Source organism: Methylotenera sp., from assembly GCF_029945535.1.
In the GTDB taxonomy this organism is placed as follows: Bacteria; Pseudomonadota; Gammaproteobacteria; order Burkholderiales; family Methylophilaceae; genus Methylotenera.
In genome coordinates, this window is the sequence record NZ_JAQSCU010000008.1 from 43,219 (window position 1) to 65,499 (window position 22,281).

Consider the following 22,281-nt stretch of genomic DNA (forward strand, 5'->3'; position numbering starts at 1 on the left):
ATAGTTAAATTTTTGCTCTTACAATAAAACCAGTCACTAAAATCTAGAAAAACTCTACGTAGCGATTGATTTCCCAATCTGAAACATGGCGCTGATACTCCATCGATTCCGCACGCTTAATTTTGATAAATTCTTCAGATAGCGAATCACCCAATGCATCACGAATGACTTTGTCCCCCTCAAATTCGTCTATAGCTTCACTCAAACTTTGTGGCAATATTCCGATGCCCTGCTCGCGCATTTGTGCAGGAGACAAGTCATATAAATTATTGGCATGACCAGCACCTGGATGCAGTTCACGTTTAACACCATCAAGACCCGCAGCAATCACTGCAGCCGTCGCTAGATATGGGTTGCAGCTACCATCTGGTAAGCGCAGCTCTAAACGACCATATGGAATACGTACCATCGTTGAACGGTTGTTATTGCCATAAGAAATATACGCTGGCGCCCATGTAGAGCCGGTGAGAGACTGGCTCACCACTAGACGTTTATATGAGTTAACCGTTGGGCAAGCTAAGGCCGTGATTGCAGGCGCGTGCGCAAGAATACCGCCCATAAAGTGATATGCTAATTTTGATAAACCATGGCCAGTTGTATCGCTATCGTCATGGAACAAGCTTTTCTTGCCGTCGCCAATCGACATATGCATATGCATACCATTGCCTGGGCGATTGCCAAAAGGTTTCGGCATGAACGAGCAAATCATGCCTAACTCATTGGCAATATGGCTGGCCGCCATTTTGAACATCAAGTAATCATCTGCACTTTTTAAACAGTCTGCGTAGGTATAGTTGATTTCAAATTGACCATTTGCATCTTCATGGTCGATTTGGTAAATATCTAAGCCAGCTGCAATTAACGTTTCTGTTAATCGCTCCAAAAACGCTGATTGTTTTGACATGCTCTTATAGTCATAACAAGGTTTTTGCAATGTATCAGTTGAGTCATACGGGTGAATACCGCCTTTTTCATCTTTACGCAGCAAAGAGAATTCTGGTTCTAGTCCTGTGTAAAGAATCCAGCCATTTTTGGCAAGACGGTCAGTTTGCGCTTTGAGGACTACACGTGAGTCATGTCCATAAGGCTTTTCATTAACGTGGCCATCACAAACAATGCGCGCGTAGCCTGGTTGCCAAGGTACTAATGTGAGGGTTGATAAATCACCGACCGCCATATAATCTGGACCATTAGGTGCAATGCCCATACCCCAAATTGCTCCACCAGCAAAGCCAGCGCCACCTTTAAGAATACTACCGAGATGTTCGGCTGGCACTGACTTAACCTTAGCAACACCATGTATATCCACAAACTGAGCTAATATGTACTTAACATCATTATCTTTTAGAAACTTTTTTGCTTCATCAAACGTTTTCATTCATTTCTCCCTGAAAATCCGATGTTTCTACATTAATAAAATGTATCCGCATCAACCTTAAATTAAGTCATCTCCAACGATTTCTCAGCACTAGCTTTATTTTTTATCGCAAGCTCTTGTTCTGACACTAAACTCCAGTTTTGATACTAAGAGTTCTGATACTGAGCAAGCCCTACTGCACCGCCACCTAGTTCTGTCGCAATTTCTATTAACACTTCCCACATATAAGGTCCGTAAGTACCATCACACCAAACACGGTAGACTGGTTCTCCGTTTAAGGTTTGGCGTATAACGGTGGCCGAAATCCCTGCTACTTGAGTCATGATGAGGTCTTTTGTAGCAAGTGATTTCTCACGTAAATCGAGTGAGCAAAGTTCAGAAAACAAGTTAAGTGCTTCGCTACCACTGACAATAAATGCAGCATCTGCACGTGGCACTTTGTAAACACTTGCTACACGCGTTGCATCACTGGCTAATCGAGTACAGGCTGAACCGCCCAGCTGGTCTTCAATCAAGAATTCGCTTGAACCCAGGCGTAAAACCAATGTTTTTTGTTCACATATCGTCCATGAGTTCGGTGTAGTTGGAATCGCTATTCCGCGCTCAAGCAACCATTGCGTTGCGTTAGGCCCTTTCACGCCATAGCGCGATAAACAACTTACATCAGCAACACCTAGCACTTTTTTTCTGGCATCTTCAATCGCGGTACTTGCAAACTCCACTGCTGTATCCATGCCGTTAATCACTTCCCATTTAGCAGAGTCTCTTGGTTGAGCATGCGCTACAGGTGATGTTTGGATGATACTTTTGACGTCAAACTGTTGCATATCATGCTCCCTTTAAAGTCTTAATAAATGGGGTTCTAATCACGGTCGCGGCGACTAATGCGCCACTATCCACACGAATTTGGAATACTGAACCTGCTTCTTTTTTAGAAGGTGTCACATAGGCAAAACCTATGCAACGATCAAGGTATTTGCTGTAACTGATACTCGTCACACGACCTAAAATATCGCGTCCATCTACAACCAAGTTGCAATCCATAGGCATTTCACCTGTGTAGTTTTCAGCCAATACAAAAGGCACTAATTGTTTTCTTAATGGACGTTTAGCTAAAATTGTTAAGCTTCGTTGCCCAATAAAGTAAGGCTTGCTCATTTTTATTGCCCACTCAGCACCAATTTCAAATGGATTAGTTAAGCCGTCAGTATCAACCCCTGGCATCGCATGACCCATTTCAAGACGTAACAAGCGTTGTGTATCACTACCAAATGGACGTAACGCGTGCTTCTTACCAGCGGCTATCAAGGCATTCCAAAGATATGGTATTTGCCCCATCGGTGCGTGTAATTCATATCCGTTATCTGCTACGAATGCCACTCTAATCATGCGTGTTTCTACAGCAGCTACTTGGCTTTCACGCACACTACTCATCGGGAATGACTCGTAGGACAGGTCTAAGTCGGTCAGTGTTGAGAGAATCTCACGCGCAGCTGGGCCGGCAATATTGATAGCACCAAAAGCCCCAGTCACATTCACTAAACCAAGATTAAGTTGCCACATCTGTTGCGAACGTTGCATTTCGCGGTAAACAGCGGCTGCATTGGATGTGCCGATAGAAAGATAGAACAAATCATCTGCAAGGCGGCTTGCAATACCGTCGTCAACCACTACGCCTGACTCATCAAGCAACATCACATAACGGCATGAGCCTACTTTTTGGTCTGTATAAACACCAGTGAAAAAACGCTCTAAGAACAAAGCTGCATCTGGACCATGAATTTCAATCTTGCCGAATGAGCTACCATCAATGATGCCAGCGGTTTTACGCACTGCAAGTGCTTCAGTTTGAATTGCATCTTCTTTAGACTGACCAGCTGCGGGGTAATAAGCCGCACGTTTCCATGCGCCAATATCTGTAAACACTGCGCCATTTGCCTGATGCCAATCATGCAAGGAAGTCAAACGGTGTGAATGGAAACCACGTCCGCCTAAGTGTCCGATTGGTGTTGGATGAAAAAATGGTCTTGAAGTCGTTGTGCCAATTTTCTCCACTGGCAAGTCACGAATCTTAGCTAAGATTCGAATCGCATTCATATTGGAATGCTTACCTTGGCTAGGACCCATACCCACTGTAGTAAAGCGCTTCATTAGCTCGATATTGTCAAAGCCCTCTTTAGCCGCGTTCACAAAATCTTTGATTTGAATATCTTCGTCAAAGTCTACAAAGTTTTTACCTTTAGGATGTGGCACCATAGGGTAAGGATGGCTAGGAGAAATGCCTACATGCTTCTCAGCCTCATTTTGTGGGGCTTGCAGACCTAAATGACGGATTGCATCATTCGCTGCACGAACACCATCACGCACGCGCTGCTCAAGCTCAAAGACACCATTCACTTTACCAGCGGCAAACATACCATTTGGTAAGCGACTTGGGACAAATTGCTCTACGTCATAATCAAACTGCATGCCTGTACCAGCTTGATACAGTAAAGCACCTGCTGGTGCCCAGCCTGCGCTCATCGCAACACCATCACACTCAAGTGTAAATTTGTTATCAGTTAAGGCAATATTTTGCTTTTCGTCATACGCGCAAATCACTGCACCGCGAACACCAGATTTGTCTGAAGATGCAATCGCTTCATAAACACAATGACCGATATAAACTTTAACACCACGCTTTGCAAGTACAGCACTATATGCAGCACTGCCTGTTTGGCGCATATCGACCAAAGCTGCAATTTTGGTACCAGCTTGCAACAAATCTAAGGCAACACGATAGCCGTAATCATTGGCTGTTACGACGATGCCATTATTAAACGGTTTCACTGCGTAACGGTAGATTAAACGCTGCACAGCAGAGCCTAACATCACACCTGGTAAATCGTTGTATCTGAATACTGGTGGTTGTTCAAAAGCACCACTGGCAACAATCACAGCCTTAGCACGGACTTTATTGATGCCAGAATCGCTTACTACAGGAATAAGATGATCTGGGTAGTAACCAGCGGCATAAGCACCTGCCATTACCTTAATATTTGGCATATTGGCAGCCTTAGCCAATAAAATATCAAGCTGTGAAACCACGCTTGAGTCACCAGCACGGTTATAGCCTAAGCTGCCGCCAAGCTGACGGTTCTCATCCACAATCGTCACTTCAAGGCCAGCTTCTGCTGCAGCACAAGCTGCTGTTAAACCTGTTGGACCTGCACCGATCACCAGCACATCACAATGGGAGTGTGTTTTACGTTTTAAGATGCGAGGGTAATCAAAATTGACGATACCCAAACCAGCAGCCTTACGAATGACGCTTTCCCAAAATGGAAATAATCGACGTGGCGTATGGAAAGCTTTATAGTAAAAACCAACCGGCAATAATGGTGAAATAGAATCAATGTAGCTATTCTTATCTTTTTTAACGCCTCCACTGGTATTCACTGCGGTCAAGACCATGCCCTCTTTCACTTCAACCACATCGGCACGAATGTTAGTATCTATGCCGTCAGTCACAAGAACGTTCACATCATGGTTTGCTAAGCTCAATACCCCACGTGCACGGTGATATTTAAAGCTACGACCTAATACTTTTTGACCAGCAGCCCACAATGCGCTGCTAATGGTATCGCCTTCAAATGCTGAAAACGCTTCACCTTCAAAAGTGAAGTTGATTTTTTTTGTTCGGTTAACCCATTCCCCGGCTTGCTTGGGTGTACGAAAAATCATTTGCCTTCCTCCTGAGTTGTATTGTTTTGGCCAAGAAGATAGGTACGTGTGACTTTATCTGTCAGCGTATTGCGCTCTGCAATAAACCATGTGCCGCTTGGTGAGTGATACCACCATTCTTTTTTGTCGCCAGGCGCACCGCTGCGGTTATGCACATAAGCAGCCCACTCAGCATCAGTACAAGTATCCTGATCTGGCGCTTGTCTATATTCGCCACCGAAGACAAACTCGCTTAGCGGTCTTGTTCCATTCATGGGACAGGTGAGTAATTTCATTTCATATTCCTCTGATTATTTAACTCGCGTGAATAAGCCGCTAATGGCCCACTGACGCCGCACCCTTTTCCCCAGTCAGTTCGTAATCTTCAAAACGTGACAAGCGGAATGAGTGAATTAAATCTGGTGCACTATCATTTGCAATGGTTTGTGCCATGGTTTTGCCGCTAATAGGTGTAGCTTTGAAGCCCCAAGTACCCCAACCTGCATCTAGATAAAAACCTTCGATAGGTGTTTTACCCATAATCGGTGCGAAATCTGGCGTCATATCAGCCATACCTGCCCATTGGCGCACAACTTTTACATTGGATAAGAAAGGGAACATATCCAACATATGAGAAGTAAGTCCCTCTACGAAATCTAATGTAGAACGCGTTGAATGCACTTCATAAGGGTCAAGCGATGACCCCATCACTAACTCTCCGCGAGAAGATTGACTCACATACACATGTAAGCTGCCTGAAACCAAAATAGTGTCTAACCAAGGTTTCATAGGCTCAGTCACGCAGGCTTGTAATGGATGAATAACAATCGGTGTTTCAAGGTCTACCATCTCTGTGATACGTGGCGTAAAGCCAGCCACTGCTGATAGCACTTGTTTAGTTTCTATGTAACCTTTATTGGTTTTAACACCGCAGACCTTGCCATTCTTAACATCAATACCAAGCACTTCAGTATTTTGGTAAATTTCGGCACCTAAACGGTCTGCACCGCGTGCATAACCCCAAGCTACGCCATCATGACGAGCCACTGAACCAGGCGCATGAAACAAAGCACCTAAGATTGGCGCTTGACCACTACAGCTTAAATCTAACTGAGGACAAGCTTTAGCGATTTCATCAGGACCAACTACACGACTCTCAACGCCTACATGTTTATTTACTTCAGCACGCCACCTCATAGTACGCATCGCTGATTCAGTATGTGCAAGGGTGAAGTGACCACGTGTTGAATAGAAAAGATTTAAATCTAGCTCTTCAGAAAGACCTTCGTAGATCTTGACGCTGGCATCATAGAAATTAACGCCTTCTGGTGTGAGGTAGTTTGAACGAACGATGGTCGTGTTGCGTCCTGTATTACCGCCGCCTATGTAACCTTTTTCAAGCACACACACATTAGTAATACCATGGTCTTTAGCCAAGTAATAAGCTGCTGCTAAACCATGTCCACCGCCGCCGATAATCACTACGTCGTATGATTTCTTTGGGGTCTCGTGCGACTTAAAAAAGCGTGGTGCTGGATGCTCTTTTGACAGTGCGAATTTAAGTAATCTTAAGGGCATTTCTTAACTCCATGAAACCTAATTATTAATCTTTAAAGTAATTAACGACTGCTTTGCCATTCATTAAGCTTCATAAACTTTTTTAATCTGTATGAAACTTTGTTGACGTATTAAGCCATATCACAATATCGTATGTCAATACATAAATGAAACTTTTTTAATTACAATGAAACTTATGATAAAGTCATAGTATGTTTACTATATATATGAATAAGTTAGGTAAATTAGGAATTTGGTAGTACTACTAAAGTAGTAGTTAGAGAATATGTAAAGGAAAAGGTAGCAATGGATAAAACTTATCATTTTCACAGCGGAAACTCGCCCTTGCTGATCTCTATGCCACATGCTGGCACTGGCATACCTAAAGATATTAAACGCAGGCTAACGCCTGATGCGGCACTATTACCAGACGTTGATTATCATTTGCCTATCCTGTATGACATGGCTAAAGAGTTAGATATTTCTGTTATATCAGCTGAATACGCACGCTATGTGATAGACCTAAATCGATCACCTGAGAATACTTCACTCTACCCAGGGCAGGATGTGACGGGTTTATGCCCAATTGATACCTTTGCCAAAAGCGCAATATATCTGGATGAAGAACAACCAGATGAAAAGGAGATAGAAAGTCGTATTGAACAATTTTGGCAGCCTTATCACCAAAAACTAACCACTGAGCTTCAAAGAATACAAGCTATTCATGGTGTGGCGGTATTGTGGGATGCGCATTCTATTGCATCGCAGGTGCCAAGATTCTTTAGTGGGAAATTACCTGATTTGAATTTTGGTACTGCAGATTCAAGCTCATGCGACACTTCATTGCAAGATGCCCTAGCAGCAACCATGCGTGAATCGATTCATGCTAAAGCTTATAGCCATGTATTCAATGGACGCTTTAAAGGTGGTTACATCACAAGGCATTATGGAGTGCGTAGTATGAATATACATGCAGTACAGCTGGAAATGAGCCAATGCATTTATATGGAGGAAAATCCTCCATATAAATATGATGCCGAACTGGCGTTGAAAGTTAAGCCCTTGCTAGCCGATCTACTCAAGACTTGCCTCAACTGGGCTGAGGCTCAAAAGTAGCTTAAAGCTTACCGTCTAAACCCATTTGGTAATATTTGTGAGTAATTTTGTCTTGATTCTCAAGCAACCAATCAATATCAGGTTTATTGTTCATGGCTTTGTGAATAGCCATTGCAGTAGCCTTGCGGTGAATATCAAACAAAATCTTATGGTCTAATTTATCGTCTTTTGTCACCATTGGATTCAACCAAACTGAAACAATAATACCCAAATCATTAGCGCGCTCTTTAGGGATATCACCTGCGCGAACTGCATCAAGCACACCATTCGCGATTGCAGCCTGCACGGTACCCATTAAAATATTGGTATATTTAGTTTCTTTAACAGTCACTTTACTTACCATTAATGTCACTGGTCTTACTTGAATATCTGTATTCAATAAAGCAAAAACACGCGTGTGCCCTGCAACCTGATCACCTGTCAAAGTTGCAATTGCCGTTCCTACTGGCCCGTCTAACTCACCAATGATCACTTCTGGCTCAGCCGCTGTACCTGGAGGCCCGCCTGCTACCAAAGCCTCACCCGTTCTCATTACAATACGTTCACTCACAATACTCTCCTAATAATTAAGTAATTTTTTAGTAAGCATAAAATGCATACATTAAAGAAACATCAATAAAACATATCATTTTTTAATTTTACATTAACTATTATTACCTGAGTGAAACTTTTATGAATGTTTGTTATAATTTCTGCAACTTTAGTGAATAAAAAGAATTTATTTACAAGTTAGGTGAAGTCTCTTGTAATATTAGGATTGTTAATAGCTTCGGACAATTATATGGCTGCAAAAAAAGAAACTGAAGATGTAAAAGTAGATGAGCGCAATAAATCGCTCGGTCGACATTTAGGCACAACCATACGCCAACTGAGGCTAGAACATAATCTCACCATAGCAGACGTATCTGAACGTGCTGGCATTAGTCGTGGGATGCTGAGTAAGATTGAAAATAGCCTAGCAGCTACTAGCTTAGAAACCTTAGAGCAGCTTGCCAATGCCTTAGGTGTAACTTTATCTAAACTCTTTCAAAACTATAATCTACCGCGTGGTGCCGCCCAGCTTGTTAAAAAAGGTGAAGGCATGGAAGTGGTTAGAAGAGGCACGCGAGTTGGTCACACCTACCAATTGCTGGCCTATGACCAAGGCCCTCACAAGACTTTCGAACCCTTCTTAATTTCACTTGAAGATTCATGTGAAGAGTTCCCAGCCTTTGAGCACCCTGGCACTGAGTTTATTCATATGCTTGAAGGCACACTCGAATATAGAGTTGGTAAAGACACGTTTGTATTAAACAAAGGTGATTCTCTTACCTTTCAGGGAGAAATTCCGCATCGCCCTGAAAACTTGATTGAAACCCCGATTAAATTTCTAGCCATTATTCATTACGATGCACCTGATAAAGAAAATTTTGAAGAGTAGGCAAAATTCAACTCATGGAAAATATTAACTATCAAGTAGCAAATGAATCTGACATTGATGACTTAGTTAGCTTGTTATCAGACTTATTTACCATTGAAAAAGACTTTAGCCCAGATTTATCTAAACAAAAAAAAGGGCTAGAGTTAATCATTAAAAATCGCAACACTGCGACTGTACAAGTAGCTAAGAATACCGCCGGCAAAGTGATTGGCATGGTCACTGCTCAACTAGTGATTTCTACTGCACAAGGTGCAGCCTCGGCTTGGATTGAGGACATGGTGGTCCATTCATCCTATCGCAGCCATGGAATAGGCAAACAACTGCTTCAGCGAACTTTAGATTGGGCAAAAGAAAATGGCGCAACACGCGCGCAACTTTTGGTAGATATTGAGAATAAAGAAGCTCTAGGTTATTACGAGCACTTAAAGTGGGAAACTACACAATTACAGGCGCGTAGAGTATTTATATAAACTGATTAAATTATATATGCCAGTGATATTACCTCTGCAAATGAATTACAGAGGTAATAATCAACTACTTACAGTGGTACGCGTTGGCCGCAGAAAAAGCCAATTGCATGGTCTGGCGTTTCAAACTTAATATTACTTCCAGATGGGAAGTAAAGTACATCACCAACGGTTGCAGTCACTTTTTGGCCTGTATCGTCAGAAATAATAAATGTACCTTCTACAACAATTTTCATCTCTTCATAATCATAGCTATAGTTCAGAGGATTACCTTTCTCTAAACGAAAGAAACCTGCACAAATTCTTTTATCCGCATCCGCAGATATAAATGTGTCGCCAAGCCAAGCAGGAACGCCAGCCACATTCATTGATGGCTGAGAGTCTTTGATCGCTTGTTTTTTAAACTTAAATGGTTTACTGCTCATTTTGCTTCTCCTGATGGTTGTTTAAGTGTCGACTATTTAATCGCGACTTCCCCAAACTAACAATCACCACTTAGACGTACTATTTAAGTAGCATATCTATTCATTTGAATTCACCCATTTATATCATCTACATCACTAATTTGTGTCTTTTATCCGACTTAGGCTGACATCGTAATACTACCCCAGCATACGCAGTTTTAACATTTCATAAGGAGTTTTTCCTGCATGTGCTGAAGGGGGCCTCAGGTAGTTGTAACAATCTTCCCATTGCCCAAGTTTCTTTCTTAAGTCCACGTCGCCGTCGTAATCCAACATTTGATAAAACTCGCGCTGGTCGGTGGGGTGAGACCTCTCAACCTTGCTGTTCTGCTTTGGCATGGCAGGTTTAATATAAACATGCATCATGCCTAGATCTGAAACATGCCAATGAAACTTGATTTGGAACTCATGACCGTTGTCGGTACGTATGGTTTTAATTCTAAATGGGAATTTATCAACCACTTAGTTAATAAAGTAGATGGAACTTCACTGATTGTGTTGCTCGTAGACTTTTAAAGCCCTGACACGCGTGCAATCGTCAACAACATCTACCCAGTGCCCACTTTCATCATCTCGGGCGCACCAAATATAGTAGGTAATATCAAAGGGTTAAGCTTAACGGCTTAGCTCTTTTTTATTGCCTAAGCCTTTTATTCGACTAATATTCCACAATTTTAAAAAGTAAGCTTTTAAAAGACTGCTAATGCCTTACTTCCTAAGGGACTGTTTAAGCAGAGGTGCCAATACGATATGCTCTGGCGCTGCCGAGGTTAGCATTGCCATAAGCATGTCGTCGATCTTGGCTACTTTAGGCCGCTTACTTATGCTTAAATTAAGATAAGTTAAGCATTTATATAAAGACGAGAAAGCCGTCTGCAAAATAGACTAGTCCGACCAATCCTGCTGCAACTCCTCCATACCAAATGGTTTTTTTCTTTAAAAGCCCAGCGATAGAGGAAAGTAAAATAGCAATCTGTAAATAAATCACGGCTATTCCAAACGCTTTAGAGTGAACTTGCGCTTCATCTCTTACCGCTTCTAGCGCTTTGGCTTTCTCTTGGGACTGGGTTTTTTCTTTTTCGTACTTTTCAATCTTCTTTTTGTAATCTGCTATTTTATCCGTATAAATAGTAGACAGCTTTGCTGCATCTGGCTTAAGACCCATTAAATCTAGCTCCAACTTTTCTGACTGTAATTGACAGATATAAGATTTAATGCCTTTTGACTGATAGTAAGCCCATTCATCAGATGCCTGTGCCTGAGTAATCACGGACTTGGTGGAGAACCCGCCACCTTTGAAGGTGGAGAGCGTTGCACATACTGCAAATATGATGGTGGTTAATGCTAAGTAATTCAGCCAAGCATCTTTCTTTTCTTCTAACATTTAAGTAGTCCTGACTATGATGGTGTAGAAATTACACCATCATAGTTTTACCAACTAATGCTTACATTAGCCTGACAACTCACTACGAGCATGCATGATGACACTCCAAGCGGAATGCAAGGCGAGGCTTGCCATGATTATTGCTACTAACAAATCTGGCCAAGCAGCACCTGTGCCAAACACACCTATTGCCGCAAGAATAACGGCGACATTACCAAGTGCATCATTTCGAGTACAAAGCCAAACACTGCGCATATTACTGTCACCGTCTCTATAGGCATAAAGCAAAGCGGCTACACCAAGGTTGGCGGCTAGCGCGACCACACCAATGATTCCCATTGTTTCTGCGCTGGGGATTACACCCGAGACAAAATGCCATACTGCGCTACCTAATACCCAAACCCCAAAAGCAGCCATTGATAAAGCTTTAATTAATGAAGCTTTAGCTCGCACTGTAAGCGCCATTCCAAGTACCCATAGGCTAATACCATAATTTGCTGCATCACCAAGAAAGTCTAAGGAGTCAGCTAACAAAGAGACTGAGTTAGCTTTTACCCCTGACACAATTTCAACCACAAACATGGTGATATTGACTATCAAAGCAATCCATAATATTTTGCGATAACGTCCATCAAGACTTTTGCCTTGTTCTGGTTCAGGAGGTTGACAACAATGTGCGCTCATAAATACCCTTTCCAATTTAGAACGAGTATCATAAAGTCTGTAGCTACTACAGGGTCAAGCCATGTTAGAAAAATATACGATTGGGGCTTTAAGCAAAGAGTCTGGGGTTAATCTTGAAACCATACGCTATTACGAAAAGATTAACTTACTCAATAAACCGTCACGGTCAGTGAATGGCTACCGTCACTATGATGAGTCAGCTATCAAGCGGCTGCGATTCGTTCGACGAGGCAGAGAGCTGGGATTTGGGATTGCAGAAATCAAAACGCTGCTAGAACTTGCAGATCATCCAGAGCACCCATGCAAAGAGGCCGACCAACTTGCACAGGCTCATCTGACAGAAGTGGAGACCAAAATTAAAGACTTACAGGCCATGCAGGAAGTACTAACAAAAATAGTCGCTTGCCAGAGCCATACTGCAGAACATTGCAGGTTGATTGAAACGCTAGATCAGCGGTCTTGTTGCAATTAAAGATTATTTACTGTGAAATCTATTTATTTGCCATAGAACGTATTTCGTTCATCGCTTGAGTTGTTCGTTCTGCCAGTTTGCGCACTTCACTAGCCACAACAGCAAAACCTTTACCCGCGTCACCTGCACGAGCAGCTTCAATCGCAGCATTAATAGCTAGAATATTAATTTGCATGGCGATTTGATTAATAGTATCAGCCACATTCAATATTTGTCGCATGTTCTCTTCATTGCGAACAACATTAAGCTGGTGTAGCTCTTTGGCTGCTCTCTCATCACTAATATCTCGAATTGCTCCAGCAGATCGAAGCGCTAAACCTGACTCATTGCGAGCCGTGATGGCGCGCTCACGAAACCAGACATATCCACGACCTGCAGTCTTTAGCCTATACTCAACGCTATAGGGAGTATGTCCACTGCCATCATTCAAATGCGCACTAAAGGCATCCAATGCCTGTTGTTTATCATCAGCATGTATCGCATTTAGCCAGCTATCCCAGCCGTTAGGAAAGTCGCTTACCCTTTCATGCCCTAATAGCTTTCTAAACTGCTTAGACCATTCGATTCTGCTATCTTTGTGGTCAGGATCACCATTCACCATATGCAGAACCCAAATGCCTTCTGTAATAGCTGAGCCTGCAAGCTCCAAATCTTCAAGTTTCTTCTTAATAGCTATTAATTCAGCATATATCTTGTCTTGCTTTGCTTCGTTACTACCAATCTCTTTTTGTAACATTCAATGCTCACAATCTTTAAAGTATAGAAGAGATTGTCCTACAGAACGCCTCCATTACTTATACTTCTTAATGAGTATTAAACTAGAAATCACTTGGCTTTAGCTAAAAAGTGAAATTTGATTTGAATCTCATTGGCTACCGTACCAAAGTCTGACCAAGATCCCTCACCAATAGCGTAATCAGCGCGCTTTAGCACAAATACACCATCCACCAAACCTTGGGGGTTAAATGTAAAGGGCGCGCTAACCGTCTGTGTGCGCCCTTTAATCGTCATCTTGCCAGTCACTTCATATCGATTTACCCCTAATGATTTGAAGCTCGATGATTCAAATTTGGCATGTGGGAACGCTTTAGTATTGAACCACTCTTTTCCAGCGACTTCATCATTAGCATCGTCGGATCCTGCATCAATACTAGTAAGGTCTATATCTAAAACTGCTTTAGCGGCAGCAAGTTTGGTTGGATCAAAGTTGAGTTGCACAGCAAACTTCTTAAAGTTACCATCAATCGGCACACCCATCTGTTTATACACAAAAGCAAGGCTACTCTTGTCTGCTTGAATGCTGTTGTATTCGGCCGCATTAGCAAAAGAAGTCATTGCCAAACCGCTTATTAAGATAGCCATTATTTGTTTTTTCATCATATTTTCTTTCATCAATTAATGTTTGCGTTTAGGTAACATACGCGTCAGTACGTCATCTTTATCAAAAAAGTGATGCTTAAATGCTGCGCCGGCATGCCCAACTACTATTGCAATCATCACAAAATTCAAAGTTTCATGCACTTCTCTTAACACGTTACCAAGCTCTTTATTTTTAGTCAGTAAATCAGGGATTGGAATAATGCCAAAATAGACAGTTTGAAACCCTTTTGCCGAACTCATCAGCCAACCAGTAAGAGGGATGGCAATCATCAGCAAGTAAAGCAACCCATGCCCAATATGTGCCGCCACTTCAGCGGATTTAGACATGTTAATGGGTAGCGGAGGTGGACTATGCGTAAACCTCCACACTAGCCTAATCATGACAAGTAGAAATGCCGTCACCCCTGCCCATTTATGCCAAGAATAGATTTGCAGCTTCCAAGGAGATAAAGGCAGCTCATGCATATACAGGCCAACTGCAAATAGCGAAATAATCAGCAGTGCCATCAACCAATGTAAGCCTATAGCTACGGAGGTATAGCGATTACTAAAGTTCAACTTTTGTAGGGGTTTCATCGTTTGCATTCTAATACATTAGGGTAATTAGTATTTAACCACTACAAAATTGGATGTAAAAGTATAAATATTAGCGCTAACTGATCTAATATTTAGATACTTTATTTGCTGATATAGCTAAAGCATAATAATTTTACTAACTAACTCACAACCATGTTCAAAATTATTGATTAGATTTGGCATGACTGTTAATGTGCTTAGTAACAGTATTTATAACCACTCCCGTGTTACATGAACGGGATTTACCATAGCGAGAAGAAAATGAGCACAAACAACAACAAAATTATTTTAGAAGGCTGCATTTCTCAATATCAGCATGAAAATCAATTGGAATCAGTTGCAAGTGAAATTTTTGAACTCTTCACTATTTCTCAGATTACTAAACATATGAATATCACATATGAAAACATCTACAACTCAATAGTTGATGGTGGTAATGATGGAGGAATAGATTCAATTTTAATAATTGTTAATGATGAAGTAGTTGAGTCGATAGATGAGCTGGAAGAGTTAAATTTATCCAACTCAAGTAAAACAAGGTTTTATATTACTCAATGCAAGAAAGAAAACTCTTTTAAAGAGTTAACTATAGATAAATTAATATCATCATGTTCAATGATTTTTGATCTTGAGAAAGATGAAACTTATTTAGAAGCTAGATTTAACTCTGATCTCTTAGAAAAAATACTAATCTTACGTGCTGCTTGGCTTAAGACTTCAATTAAGGGGGGAGACTTATTAATAGAGCTTAACTATTGTTGCATAGCTCCCAAAATAGAAATAAGTAGTTCATTTACATCTAAGAGAACTCAGTTAGAAAAATTGATAAGTGACAAATGCTCAACTCCTGAAGTGAAATTCATTTGCTACAGCAGTGAAGAGCTCTTAAAGTTTTATCAAGCTAGAAAACCTTCTAGATTTTCCCTTACATTTAAAGACAACCCTCTGTCAACATCGTTTGGTGAAGCAGGTATTGGTTATGTAGGTACAGTTAAATTAGGTGATTATAAAAAATTCTTAACAGATGATGATGGCTCGATAAAGGATTATATGTTTGAAAGTAATATTCGTCACTTCCAAGGTTCGGCAGTTGATGTAAATAAAAAAATTGCAAAAACAATTACAGAAAATAGCCAAAATGATTTTTGGTGGCTTAATAACGGCATTACAATCATTGCAGAAAACGCAAATCAAGCAAGTAAACTTTTATCTATAGATAATGTTCAGATTGTTAACGGACTACAATCATCCTATACAATATTCAATGCGCATGACGGATCAATGGATGATGAAAGATCTGTTCTCGTTAAGGTAATAATAAATAAAGATAAAGAAACAATCGACAAGATTATTGAATCAACAAATAGTCAAAATGCAGTGTCATCTACTGCTTTAAGAGCCACTGAAAATACACAAAGAAAAATTGAGATATTTTTTCTGAATGAGGGATATTTTTATGACAGACGTAAAAATTACTACAAAAATCAAGGTAAACCTGCATCAAAAATATTTAGCATTCAGTTTACCGCTCAAGCCATAGAAACCATAGGTTTTGATGGTCCTCACACAGCCAGATCAAAACCAACCTCGCTAATAAAAGACGATAAAGCATACAACAGGATTTTTGACTCTAGCAAGCAATTCAAATCATATTTAAATTGTTGCTTGATACTTAAAAAAACAAATGAACATTGGAGCTTGATTGAAGAGGCTCACTTGAAAAAAGCTACTACAAACTTAAAACTACATCTAGCAAGAATAGCCACTTCTATTGTACTCAATAAAACAGAGTACGACTTTGAAGACATAGCGATTATCGACCTAAACAATTACACTAAAGAAAACTTCAAAAAGTCTTTGGACTTACTAATTTCTAGCATTAATTCATATGTAACTGCCAACCCAAATGTCAACTTAATAAACATGGCAAAAAGTAAACCATTTACAGAACATTTAAAAGCTAACTTTGAGGTTTACATCAGCTTATGAACTGATTACATTCTGTAACCTACAATATTAAAAATGTAATAGTCTAGTCTGATTTTTATATGAATGGGTGAGCAAATTAGGATACTAAAACAATCTCTTCCCAGTGATCAAACTCTTCATCTAGTGCGCACCAAATAAAATAAGGGCTTAGATAAATCTAAGCCCTTATTTTTACTCTCATAGCAATTTAATTTCTAAAGTTAGTTTTAGCTAAACTCAGTCAGAACCGCTTTTCAATTTACTTTCAGCCTTAGGTTGCTCTAATTCAAAAAGCGTTTTGAGGTCTTGGCGACCTTTTTCAGCTAAGCTAAAAATCGCACTTCTGTCGTGCCTAATACTTCTTGTCGCTTCTAGTTGCTCTAAATCATGAATCTCAAAATGCTTGATGATTTTAGCGGCTGAGGCTGGTGACTCACCAATGGCTAGTAACGCGTGTCTTGCAGCTTCTAATGAGGAGTAAAAGGTTTCACGTATTGGATGCAACTCTAAATCGCGCAGGTCGAAGGCGTCGGTTCTGCTTCTGGCTCTAACAACAATTGCAACATGTGGCCAACGCTCTTTAACAAGTTTAGCCACGCTCAGTGTGGCCTCTGGGTCATTAACTGCAATAATAAAAAGTTTTGCTTTAGCGATGCCAGCTTCTTCTAAGATATCTAGTCTTGATGCATCGCCGTAATAACAGCGCCAACCAAATTCACGCATTAAATCAACTTGATTGGGGTCGTTATCAATCAAGGTGGCGGTAATGCCTTTTGCGAGTAGCACTCTGCCAACAATTTGCCCAAAGCGACCAAACCCAGCAATGATGACTGCGTTATTTTCTTCGATGACGTCTTTGGGACGCTCTCCACAGTCTAAGACTAAAAATCGGTCGTATAGCAACAACAAAATTGGCGTGATGAGCATTGATACAGCCACCACGGCATTGAGAATATTGTACGTTTCACGTGGAATAGTCTCTTGCGTTAAAGCTGCGCCAAATATTACAAAGGCAAACTCACCAATTTGAGAAAGGGTTACGCCAAATAATAATGCATCACGAATAGAGTATTTAAATGAAAGTCCGAGGCCAATTAAAATAGACATTTTTGTGATGACTATTAACAAGGCTAATCCAAAAATCAATAGCGGCGAATTTGCTAATAGCGATAAATCGACCGACATACCTACCGCAATAAAAAACAGCCCTAAGAGCAAGCCTTTAACAGGTTCAATATCTAGTCTAAGCTCGTATCTATATTCCGAGTCCGCCAGTAGCACACCAGCGAGAAATGTACCTAGCGCCATAGATAAGCCAACTGACTGCATAGCCAATGAAACGCCAATGACTAATAGTAATGAGAATGCGACGAAAATCTCGCGAATGCCCGTTTTTGCGACGATGCGCATAATGGGGCGTAACAAAGTGCGACTAGCAAAGACAATCGCCAAGATGACAGCTATGGCTTTAGCCACCGCCCATATATCAAAGCCAGACTTAGCATTGTTAGGTGCAATCAGTGCCAGCAACATAAATATTGGAATGACGGACAAATCCTGAAAGAGCAGAGTTGCAAATGAGGCTTGACCGCCAGGCGTGCTTAGTTGTTTTTTCTCGGTTAACGAGGTCAAGCCAATCGCCGTTGAAGACATCGCAACGCCCATTCCAATCACAATAGCGATTGACCATGTAAAACCCATCATATGAGCAGCAAAAGTCACCAGCGCAATTGTGCTAACAACTTGCAGACCACCTAACCCAAACAAAATCTTACGTAACTCCCAAACCTTTTGAGACTCCAACTCCAAGCCTACGAGAAAAAGCATAAGCACTACACCAAACTCTGAAAAGTGAAGTACTTGCTCAGGGTCTGGAATAAGTTTTAAAGCGTATGGGCCGATTAATATGCCGGCAAGCAAGTAGCCGAGGACTGAGCCTAACCCTAGACGCTTAAACAAAGGTACCAGAATAATCGCCGAGGAAAGATATATCGTGGCTTGAACAAGAAAGTTAGGTGAGTTCATTAATGCTTTTTTAAATTTAACGAAGTATTGGCATTATGCAATATTTTTCTCTAATTTTTACATGCAAACTTTCTACTCAGACGATTACGATTGCGGGGCTTAAAGAAGAAAATAATAAACATTTCACTTAATTAACACTGTGCAGAAAATTTGCAAGCTGGTGAATAGCCAATCTCATGATATCGAGTATGATTCAACCTTATAAATGAATAGTAGTGATCTATGAGCTATATCGCAGAACTAATTCAGCAGTTTGGGTTAATCATCGTATTTGTTAATGTTTTCTTGGAGCAATTAGGGGTACCCATCCCTGCTTACCCTACATTAGTGATTGCGGGAGCTTTAATCAGCCCTGAACAGTTTTCTTTACCAGTGCTTTTATTGACTGCCGTAGTGGGGGCAGTCATCGCGGATACATTCTGGTATTTTGCTGGGCGAAAATATGGAAACAGGGTATTAAGCAAGCTTTGTAAAATATCTCTTTCACCAGATGCATGCGTGGCTCAATCTCAGTCACTGTTTCTGAAATTCGGCTCGCCAGCTTTATTAATATGTAAATTTATTCCTGGATTCGCCTCCATCTCTAGCGCCTTGGCAGGCTCTACAGGTACTAAATTAATCGTTTTCCTTATTATGGATGCCCTAGGTGCAGCGTTGTGGGCTGGCTCTGCATTATGGTTAGGCTCGTTATTCAGCAATGCTATTGATGAACTGATGAATGTGTTAATTGAGATGGGTAAATGGGGCATGTTGCTGGTTTTATTCGCACTATTTGCTTTCATCGCATCTAAATGGTGGGAGAGGCAAAGATTTCTGAAAGACTTGCGAATGGCGCGCATTAGTGTGGAAGAACTCAATACGCTATTAACAAATGGTGAAACGCCCATTATTTTAGATACAAGAGCACCTCATCTTGTTAAGGATGGCTGGATTCCTGGCGCGCAATTCATCACGATGGAAACCTTAGATCGGTTAACACTTAAAACGGATGATAATGAAGCCGTCATACTTTACTGCTCTTGCCCAAATGAGGTAACGGCAGCAAAAATTGCTAAAGCACTGATGACTCGAGGCCATTACAATGTAAGGCCACTAGCTGGTGGAATTGATGCTTGGCGTGCTGCTGGGCATAGCATAGAGAATCTCAAGTAAGATTCACCATCATGAGCTTTTGGCTTTTTTAAAACCCAGCTCGGGCTAGGTTTTAAAAAAGTGATTGAAATGTAAATTAATGTTTTTTCGTAGCTTCCGAGCTATCGGTAGGGGCATCAGTAATCGTTGTGCCTGGTTTAAAAGAGGTTTTAACGTATTTATCTCCTTGCTTAACAATACGTGTAGTCCAGCCAGTCTTCCAGCTAATCACAACTGCACCATCCACTTCTTTCCAAGTACCATGCTTCATCGAGTCGCCATGCGTTCCTGAAGCGCTACCATCTGGACTAAGAGTCGCCTCAAAACCACCTCCATGCGTGTCATATAACATCCATGACCCTTCATACTCTCCAGCAAATACGTGACTAGAAGCGCCTAAGAACAGCATAAGTGAAAGCAATGCCGCGAATCTATTAAAAGCTATAACCATTGTTTATCCCTCCGTTTAAGTTTTTTTTACGTTGTTTTAAGTTAATAACATCTATTTTTTACATGCAAAACTCAGACAACCAATATCGACTTATGTTCCAAACTAATGAACACATCAAGGTTACTAAGGCTCACATAGATGTATGGCTAATGTCTTTACGGTTAAATGAATGTTGTACTACTTGTAATTAGCGTTTATTAAAGCGATAATTAATCGAACGAACGTTCGTTCGATAACGTGAATTATTTTAGCGTAAAGAAGGTTTCTACCCATGAGTGATTTTAATGAAGTACAAGAATCGGATATCCAGAAATTAGGTCAGTTGCGCGATTACTTTGCAAGTTATCGGTCATTACCAAGCTATCGATATATGCAAGATCAGTTGAATATGAAATCTAAAGATACGATTAGCAGATTTGTATCGAGGCTCAAACTAATGGGTTTCTTAGACATGGCGCCTGATAATAAATTAATTCCTGGTAAACGATTCTTCGAGCGAGCATTATCTAACACGACAGTACAGGCGGGGTCTTTTACCGCTGCGTACAGTGAAGGTGGCGATTACATTACGATTGATGAACACCTCGTTAAAAAGCCTTCAATCACTGAGCTAATACCTGTCGCTGGAGACTCAATGAGAGACTTAGGGATTCTTGATGGCGATACTGTGATTGTGGAAAAAAGACCATTTGCGAATATTGGCGATATTGTAGTGGCTATCATTGATGACAAGTTTACGATCAAGACACTCGGAAAAGAGAAGGATCTATTTGTGCTGATTCCGGCAAATCCTGATTTTGATATTATTCGACCCAGAGAAGCATTTGGAATTTATGGCGTTGTCACTGGACAATTTCGCAGCTACTAGTTAAGGAACTAAAAAATGGATTGGGCTTATCTATTTAAGATCGGAATAGCACTATTTGCAATAGTGAACCCCATTGGAAGTGTGCCAATATTTATTAGTGCGACAGATGGCTGGAATAGAAAAGAAAAGTTAAGAACAGCCAACGTTGTGACTGTGACCGTTTTTCTGGTGCTGCTAACTTCAGCTTTGTTTGGCGATGGGATTCTTGAGTTTTTTAGTATCACGATTCCATCGTTCCAGGTTGGCGGAGGAATTTTAATACTGTTAATTGCAATCAATATGCTGCATGCCAAACAAAGCCACTCTAAGCAAACCCCTGAAGAAGCTAGAACACTAGAAGAACGAGATGTTATTGCGATAGTACCTCTGAGTATTCCGTTACTAGCTGGCCCTGGCGCTATAGGCAGTATGATTATTGCAGCACAGCAAAGTAAAACCTTTTTTGGACATATCTCACTAGCGATTCCAATCTTTGTGGTTGCTATTCTTATCTGGCTGACTTTGCAGCTTTCTAGTTATATAGCGGATAAATTAGGGACTATAGGAATTAATATTGTGACGCGATTAATGGGGCTGATTCTTGCTGCGATGGCAGTTGAGTTTATAGCGCACGGTCTCATAGGGCTGTTTCCTGCGCTCGGAAAATAGAAGATATTTATTAGCACTTATTAAAGTCCATAGTTCACGTGGAGTGAAGGTTTCAGTATTCAACAGTTACACTAGTCATGATGAATGACAACTTTGGACAAGTAGCTCTGCTAGTTTAGAACTCAACTAGCAGAGCTACCCAAAGTGCTTATATAGTCTTACTCTAAGCCACTTCTTTCAAATAATGCCGCCATCCGCCTAGATGTGAAATATCAACAGCGTTTAACGTTGCATAGTGCTCACACATAAATCCATTTACCGTGCGGCCATCCGCTAATGTTAATGTACCGAAACCTAGCGGGGCAGGCACACCAGATACAAAGGTGCCATAATTTTCAATTGGCAATTGCCATACTTCTAGCGCTATTGCAGCGCCGCCGTCGACAACGCGTATCAGACCTGGGCGTGCGGGTGTGAATCCATTTAATTGATATAACTTGTAGGCTGGTGCAGTGGTCGTTTCTTCGAGGAAGGTACCGCCCAAGCTTGTTAGTTGCCCATTGAGCGGTAAGCCTGTCATATGCGCGCCACAGACTGCCACTTGGATAAATTTTACATTGTTGGTCATAGGTGCTCGTTTCTATTCTAGT

Annotated in this window: 23 protein-coding genes and 1 pseudogene; 8 read left to right on the forward strand and 16 right to left on the reverse strand. The window is 41.0% G+C overall.

The genetic code is table 11. The features are described from left to right. Window positions 1-43 precede the first annotated feature (43 nt). The 5 genes from glnT to PSU72_RS02410 all read right to left on the reverse strand — a co-directional run bounded on the left by glnT (window position 44) and on the right by PSU72_RS02410 (window position 6,658). The gene (gene glnT / locus PSU72_RS02390) at window positions 44-1,378 is read right to left on the reverse strand and encodes a type III glutamate--ammonia ligase (RefSeq protein ID WP_013148112.1); all 1,335 of its coding nucleotides are present in this window, start codon (window positions 1,376-1,378) and stop codon (window positions 44-46) included. A 146-nt stretch (window positions 1,379-1,524) separates the two neighbouring features. Then, entirely contained in the window at window positions 1,525-2,205 is a 681-nt protein-coding gene (locus PSU72_RS02395) for a sarcosine oxidase subunit gamma (RefSeq protein ID WP_300430297.1), read from the reverse strand. Between the two features lies 1 nt (window position 2,206). Further along, entirely contained in the window at window positions 2,207-5,101 is a 2,895-nt protein-coding gene (locus PSU72_RS02400; protein WP_300430299.1) for an FAD-dependent oxidoreductase, read from the reverse strand. After that, the gene (locus PSU72_RS02405) at window positions 5,098-5,376 is read right to left on the reverse strand and encodes a sarcosine oxidase subunit delta (RefSeq protein ID WP_013148115.1); all 279 of its coding nucleotides are present in this window, start codon (window positions 5,374-5,376) and stop codon (window positions 5,098-5,100) included. Before PSU72_RS02405 ends, PSU72_RS02400 begins: the two co-directional genes overlap by 4 nt. Window positions 5,377-5,416: 40 nt before the next feature. Then, window positions 5,417-6,658 (reverse strand): FAD-dependent oxidoreductase, encoded by a 1,242-nt coding sequence (locus PSU72_RS02410; RefSeq protein ID WP_013148116.1) that lies wholly within the window; start codon window positions 6,656-6,658, stop codon window positions 5,417-5,419. A 285-nt stretch (window positions 6,659-6,943) separates the two neighbouring features. Between PSU72_RS02410 and hutG the strand changes: the two genes are divergently transcribed. Beyond that, window positions 6,944-7,753: an N-formylglutamate deformylase gene (hutG, locus tag PSU72_RS02415; protein WP_300430303.1), complete on the forward strand. Its 810-nt coding sequence runs from the start codon at window positions 6,944-6,946 to the stop codon at window positions 7,751-7,753. Window position 7,754: 1 nt separating this feature from the next. Here the strand turns inward: hutG and fae are convergent, their stop codons facing one another. Further along, window positions 7,755-8,303, reverse strand: coding sequence for a formaldehyde-activating enzyme (fae, locus tag PSU72_RS02420; protein ID WP_013148118.1), 549 nt, complete (start codon window positions 8,301-8,303; stop codon window positions 7,755-7,757). 231 nt (window positions 8,304-8,534) lie between these two features. Between fae and PSU72_RS02425 the strand changes: the two genes are divergently transcribed. Both PSU72_RS02425 and PSU72_RS02430 read left to right on the forward strand, forming a co-directional pair. Further along, window positions 8,535-9,173 carry a helix-turn-helix domain-containing protein gene (locus PSU72_RS02425; RefSeq protein ID WP_300388950.1) on the forward strand — a complete coding sequence of 213 codons (639 nt, stop codon included), beginning with the start codon at window positions 8,535-8,537 and terminating at the stop codon, window positions 9,171-9,173. Between the two features lie 14 nt (window positions 9,174-9,187). Beyond that, window positions 9,188-9,643 carry a GNAT family N-acetyltransferase gene (locus PSU72_RS02430; RefSeq protein ID WP_300430306.1) on the forward strand — a complete coding sequence of 152 codons (456 nt, stop codon included), beginning with the start codon at window positions 9,188-9,190 and terminating at the stop codon, window positions 9,641-9,643. 68 nt (window positions 9,644-9,711) lie between these two features. Here PSU72_RS02430 and PSU72_RS02435 read toward each other — a convergent pair whose 3' ends face one another. From PSU72_RS02435 to PSU72_RS02450, 4 genes and pseudogenes are all read right to left on the reverse strand, one after another. Beyond that, on the reverse strand, window positions 9,712-10,065 hold the full coding sequence (locus PSU72_RS02435; protein ID WP_300430308.1) for a cupin domain-containing protein: 354 nt from the start codon (window positions 10,063-10,065) through the stop codon (window positions 9,712-9,714). Window positions 10,066-10,242: 177 nt separating this feature from the next. After that, window positions 10,243-10,647 (reverse strand): annotated as a pseudogene (locus PSU72_RS02440) (integrase core domain-containing protein); the annotation flags it as partial. Window positions 10,648-10,954: 307 nt separating this feature from the next. Next, the gene (locus tag PSU72_RS02445) at window positions 10,955-11,488 is read right to left on the reverse strand and encodes a DUF4337 domain-containing protein (protein WP_300430310.1); all 534 of its coding nucleotides are present in this window, start codon (window positions 11,486-11,488) and stop codon (window positions 10,955-10,957) included. Between the two features lie 66 nt (window positions 11,489-11,554). Beyond that, window positions 11,555-12,172 carry a cation diffusion facilitator family transporter gene (locus PSU72_RS02450; protein WP_300430312.1) on the reverse strand — a complete coding sequence of 206 codons (618 nt, stop codon included), beginning with the start codon at window positions 12,170-12,172 and terminating at the stop codon, window positions 11,555-11,557. Window positions 12,173-12,233: 61 nt separating this feature from the next. Between PSU72_RS02450 and PSU72_RS02455 the strand changes: the two genes are divergently transcribed. Then, a complete protein-coding gene (locus PSU72_RS02455; protein WP_300430314.1) occupies window positions 12,234-12,644 on the forward strand; it encodes a helix-turn-helix domain-containing protein in 411 nt (136 codons plus the stop codon). Window positions 12,645-12,663: 19 nt separating this feature from the next. On the opposite strand, the gene PSU72_RS02460 is transcribed toward PSU72_RS02455, so the two are convergent. The 3 genes from PSU72_RS02460 to PSU72_RS02470 form a co-directional block, all read right to left on the reverse strand. After that, window positions 12,664-13,380, reverse strand: a complete 717-nt coding sequence (locus PSU72_RS02460; protein ID WP_300430316.1) for a methyl-accepting chemotaxis protein — start codon at window positions 13,378-13,380, stop codon at window positions 12,664-12,666. An 89-nt stretch (window positions 13,381-13,469) separates the two neighbouring features. Next, the gene (locus PSU72_RS02465) at window positions 13,470-14,021 is read right to left on the reverse strand and encodes a YceI family protein (protein ID WP_300430538.1); all 552 of its coding nucleotides are present in this window, start codon (window positions 14,019-14,021) and stop codon (window positions 13,470-13,472) included. An 18-nt stretch (window positions 14,022-14,039) separates the two neighbouring features. Continuing rightward, window positions 14,040-14,600, reverse strand: coding sequence for a cytochrome b (locus PSU72_RS02470; protein ID WP_300430318.1), 561 nt, complete (start codon window positions 14,598-14,600; stop codon window positions 14,040-14,042). 261 nt (window positions 14,601-14,861) lie between these two features. Between PSU72_RS02470 and PSU72_RS02475 the strand changes: the two genes are divergently transcribed. Then, on the forward strand, window positions 14,862-16,589 hold the full coding sequence (locus tag PSU72_RS02475; RefSeq protein WP_300430320.1) for an AIPR family protein: 1,728 nt from the start codon (window positions 14,862-14,864) through the stop codon (window positions 16,587-16,589). Window positions 16,590-16,805: 216 nt separating this feature from the next. On the opposite strand, the gene PSU72_RS02480 is transcribed toward PSU72_RS02475, so the two are convergent. Then, window positions 16,806-18,593, reverse strand: a complete 1,788-nt coding sequence (locus PSU72_RS02480; RefSeq protein WP_300430322.1) for a monovalent cation:proton antiporter-2 (CPA2) family protein — start codon at window positions 18,591-18,593, stop codon at window positions 16,806-16,808. A 222-nt stretch (window positions 18,594-18,815) separates the two neighbouring features. Here PSU72_RS02480 and PSU72_RS02485 point away from each other — a divergent pair, with 222 nt between their 5' ends. Then, on the forward strand, window positions 18,816-19,745 hold the full coding sequence (locus PSU72_RS02485; protein ID WP_300430323.1) for a DedA family protein/thiosulfate sulfurtransferase GlpE: 930 nt from the start codon (window positions 18,816-18,818) through the stop codon (window positions 19,743-19,745). A gap of 76 nt (window positions 19,746-19,821) precedes the next feature. Here the strand turns inward: PSU72_RS02485 and PSU72_RS02490 are convergent, their stop codons facing one another. Further along, entirely contained in the window at window positions 19,822-20,175 is a 354-nt protein-coding gene (locus PSU72_RS02490) for a hypothetical protein (protein WP_300430325.1), read from the reverse strand. 271 nt (window positions 20,176-20,446) lie between these two features. Between PSU72_RS02490 and PSU72_RS02495 the strand changes: the two genes are divergently transcribed. Further along, a complete protein-coding gene (locus PSU72_RS02495) occupies window positions 20,447-21,043 on the forward strand; it encodes a S24 family peptidase (RefSeq protein ID WP_300430328.1) in 597 nt (198 codons plus the stop codon). A gap of 15 nt (window positions 21,044-21,058) precedes the next feature. After that, the gene (locus PSU72_RS02500; RefSeq protein WP_300430330.1) at window positions 21,059-21,691 is read left to right on the forward strand and encodes a MarC family protein; all 633 of its coding nucleotides are present in this window, start codon (window positions 21,059-21,061) and stop codon (window positions 21,689-21,691) included. Between the two features lie 163 nt (window positions 21,692-21,854). On the opposite strand, the gene PSU72_RS02505 is transcribed toward PSU72_RS02500, so the two are convergent. After that, window positions 21,855-22,259 carry an amidase gene (locus PSU72_RS02505; RefSeq protein ID WP_300430332.1) on the reverse strand — a complete coding sequence of 135 codons (405 nt, stop codon included), beginning with the start codon at window positions 22,257-22,259 and terminating at the stop codon, window positions 21,855-21,857. Window positions 22,260-22,281 lie beyond the last annotated feature (22 nt).

Bases quoted from the DNA above. Each gene is read 5' to 3' on its own strand.
- PSU72_RS02460 (WP_300430316.1), bottom strand. From the start codon at position 13,380: ATGTTACAAAAAGAGATTGGTAGTAACGAAGCAAAGCAAGACAAGATA.
- PSU72_RS02475 (WP_300430320.1), top strand. From the start codon at position 14,862: ATGAGCACAAACAACAACAAAATTATTTTAGAAGGCTGCATTTCTCAA.
- PSU72_RS02495 (WP_300430328.1), top strand. From the start codon at position 20,447: ATGAGTGATTTTAATGAAGTACAAGAATCGGATATCCAGAAATTAGGT.
- PSU72_RS02490 (WP_300430325.1), bottom strand. From the start codon at position 20,175: ATGGTTATAGCTTTTAATAGATTCGCGGCATTGCTTTCACTTATGCTG.
- PSU72_RS02445 (WP_300430310.1), bottom strand. From the start codon at position 11,488: ATGTTAGAAGAAAAGAAAGATGCTTGGCTGAATTACTTAGCATTAACC.
- PSU72_RS02405 (WP_013148115.1), bottom strand. From the start codon at position 5,376: ATGAAATTACTCACCTGTCCCATGAATGGAACAAGACCGCTAAGCGAG.
- PSU72_RS02455 (WP_300430314.1), top strand. From the start codon at position 12,234: ATGTTAGAAAAATATACGATTGGGGCTTTAAGCAAAGAGTCTGGGGTT.
- PSU72_RS02395 (WP_300430297.1), bottom strand. From the start codon at position 2,205: ATGCAACAGTTTGACGTCAAAAGTATCATCCAAACATCACCTGTAGCG.
- glnT (WP_013148112.1), bottom strand. From the start codon at position 1,378: ATGAAAACGTTTGATGAAGCAAAAAAGTTTCTAAAAGATAATGATGTT.
- PSU72_RS02410 (WP_013148116.1), bottom strand. From the start codon at position 6,658: ATGCCCTTAAGATTACTTAAATTCGCACTGTCAAAAGAGCATCCAGCA.
- PSU72_RS02485 (WP_300430323.1), top strand. From the start codon at position 18,816: ATGAGCTATATCGCAGAACTAATTCAGCAGTTTGGGTTAATCATCGTA.
- PSU72_RS02425 (WP_300388950.1), top strand. From the start codon at position 8,535: ATGGCTGCAAAAAAAGAAACTGAAGATGTAAAAGTAGATGAGCGCAAT.
- PSU72_RS02400 (WP_300430299.1), bottom strand. From the start codon at position 5,101: ATGATTTTTCGTACACCCAAGCAAGCCGGGGAATGGGTTAACCGAACA.
- PSU72_RS02505 (WP_300430332.1), bottom strand. From the start codon at position 22,259: ATGACCAACAATGTAAAATTTATCCAAGTGGCAGTCTGTGGCGCGCAT.
- PSU72_RS02500 (WP_300430330.1), top strand. From the start codon at position 21,059: ATGGATTGGGCTTATCTATTTAAGATCGGAATAGCACTATTTGCAATA.
- PSU72_RS02470 (WP_300430318.1), bottom strand. From the start codon at position 14,600: ATGAAACCCCTACAAAAGTTGAACTTTAGTAATCGCTATACCTCCGTA.
- hutG (WP_300430303.1), top strand. From the start codon at position 6,944: ATGGATAAAACTTATCATTTTCACAGCGGAAACTCGCCCTTGCTGATC.
- PSU72_RS02430 (WP_300430306.1), top strand. From the start codon at position 9,188: ATGGAAAATATTAACTATCAAGTAGCAAATGAATCTGACATTGATGAC.
- PSU72_RS02465 (WP_300430538.1), bottom strand. From the start codon at position 14,021: ATGAAAAAACAAATAATGGCTATCTTAATAAGCGGTTTGGCAATGACT.
- PSU72_RS02450 (WP_300430312.1), bottom strand. From the start codon at position 12,172: ATGAGCGCACATTGTTGTCAACCTCCTGAACCAGAACAAGGCAAAAGT.
- PSU72_RS02435 (WP_300430308.1), bottom strand. From the start codon at position 10,065: ATGAGCAGTAAACCATTTAAGTTTAAAAAACAAGCGATCAAAGACTCT.
- PSU72_RS02480 (WP_300430322.1), bottom strand. From the start codon at position 18,593: ATGAACTCACCTAACTTTCTTGTTCAAGCCACGATATATCTTTCCTCG.